Raw genomic sequence first — 2,173 nt, forward strand, 5'->3', positions numbered from 1 at the left:
TTTAATTAGAGTAAAAAAAAGTAATTACTTATTGATTACTTAGAAAACATTTGCAGTATCAATTTAAAATACTGTAATATGAATACTATCAACTTCGTGGGTGTAGAACCTCAACAACTCATTACCGAGATTGCGACTAAAGTAGAAAATACACTTTTCGCAAAGCTCCAAAAAACCTTACAAGACAACGAGCCAAAACGCTACTATTCCGCAGACCAAATTTGCGAGAAGTTCAGCATTACCAAACCAACAATTCATAGTTGGAAAAAATCGGGAATACTGAAATCTTACAAGTTGGGTTCACGTGTCTATTATCGTATGGACGACATAGAAAATGCAATGATTATTAACGATTAAAATTTTGCATTATGAAAACGTTCGTCCCTGACAATTACAAACTAACCTATACACTCGATGAGGTTAAAAAGACATTCGCACAATACCGTTTACAAGACGCACAAAAACCAAATCTTCTACCTGAACTCATAAGGATTGAAAAGAATAACGGTTACAACTCCATTACTGGAGCAAACAACCTACTACGGATAAGGAACGGAAGTAATTGGAGCAAATGCACCCTTTCGGGATTACGTCCAACGGAAACGCCTTATTTCTATTATTCAGATTTACCAATACAAGGCGTTAAGTCTTTATGCGTTATTTATTACAATCCTGATACCGAGATTATCCAAACGAGGGTATGCAAACAATTCTATCCGTACAACGCAACGGAACGCACCCAAATAGTTAAAGCTATAATTCAAAACTTCTAAGAGCCAAAAAAAGGGAGTGCAAAACTGCATTCCCTTTTAGGCGTTCAAACCTGACAATAGGCAACCTATTGACTGAACAAAGATAGTGAAATGTTAGATAATACAAAGTTCTTAATTACAGATTTGCAGATAATAAATAGGGCGTTAATGCACCCCGATTTTATCGAATGCAAACCAAAGAACAACTATTATCATTCACTAATGCACAAAACCTTTGGCGTTAAATTGAGTTTAGATTTTCGCAAGTCAGTTGAAAACGGAAAGGTCATTGGTTTCGGACATTTAGAAATTAATATTAGTCCTCATTATCATTTCAATAATTATTTACACAATGGCAACGATTTTACACCGTCAAACGGTATTAAAACGGTTATTGATATACTAACATATTTAGGCATTCAATCAAATGAATACAACCGTCTAAAAGTGGTTAATATCGAATTTGGAATAAATATCATTCCCGAAACTGATATTAAAAACCTCATCAACGGAATTTCATATTATAAAAAAACAGATTTCAAGACTGGAGTGTTTCCATATTTCAAGAAAACCAATGCTACAAACTTCAAACAAATAAAGGCATACGCAAAAGGGTTACAGTTTTCGGACTTTCCTGAATATGGTATTAATCAAAATTCTTTTCGATTTGAAGTTAAGAGCAAACAGGCAAAAAATATTAAGAAGTACGGAATTGAAACCGCAAACGACCTGATAAAACCTGACATTTACGATGTACTTTCACAAGAACTTTTAAATGAATGGGAACGTGTTTTATTAATCAATTTAGAACCTAATATTAATGACTTAAAAACAGATGAGGTGCAATTTATCGAAAATGCAAAACCGATGTCTTTTTGGAGTGATTTAATTCGAGAAAAGAACCGAAATAAATTTAGTAGATACAAAGAAAAATATTGCAGAATTTTAAGTTCAAAAAACAACTTGCACCACCAAATAAAAGTGTTGATTTTGGATAAATTATTTTTGTTGTCAAGTGGTGCAAATTCCACACAGAAAAATACCATCAATAGGGAAAAGTTACATTTTGAAGTTACCCACCCAAATAGGATAAACTTGGAATATGCACCACCTCATCAAAATATTACTATAAAAATAGATGATAATGAAGACGAAAAAAAGAGGGTTTGTTTGGTTACTGGAATTGATATTTCAATGCAGAAAAAAGGGAGTAAATTTTTATGTTATTCGGGATTGAAATTCTATGAAAATAAAGAACCTAAAATTTATGATGAGGTATTACAAAAATTTTGGTCACAAAACTGCAAAGGACAACCCAAAACCGAACTTTATAAAATCGTGGCTCACAATATCCGAAACCGATATAATAATTTGAAATATTCAAAGGAAAGAAATAGTAATCCAAATCAATTAGATTTATA

The 2,173-nt window shown here is 32.4% G+C and carries 3 protein-coding genes; all 3 read left to right on the forward strand.

The window, feature by feature from the left end; translation table 11 throughout:
• Window positions 1-78: 78 nt before the first annotated feature.
• Window positions 79-357 (forward strand): helix-turn-helix domain-containing protein, encoded by a 279-nt coding sequence (locus tag AC4AGG_RS16160; protein ID WP_489773052.1) that lies wholly within the window; start codon window positions 79-81, stop codon window positions 355-357.
• Between the two features lie 11 nt (window positions 358-368).
• Complete coding sequence (locus tag AC4AGG_RS16165) at window positions 369-773, forward strand: hypothetical protein (RefSeq protein WP_489773053.1); 405 nt, start codon at window positions 369-371, stop codon at window positions 771-773.
• 90 nt (window positions 774-863) lie between these two features.
• On the forward strand, window positions 864-2,173 hold a 1,310-nt coding region (locus tag AC4AGG_RS16170; RefSeq protein WP_489773054.1), incomplete at its 3' end, for a hypothetical protein.

The organism is Chryseobacterium sp. CG10_8 (assembly GCF_058117085.1).

Coding starts and splice junctions, on each gene's coding strand:
- AC4AGG_RS16160 (WP_489773052.1), top strand. CDS start 79: ATGAATACTATCAACTTCGTGGGTGTAGAACCTCAACAACTCATTACC.
- AC4AGG_RS16165 (WP_489773053.1), top strand. CDS start 369: ATGAAAACGTTCGTCCCTGACAATTACAAACTAACCTATACACTCGAT.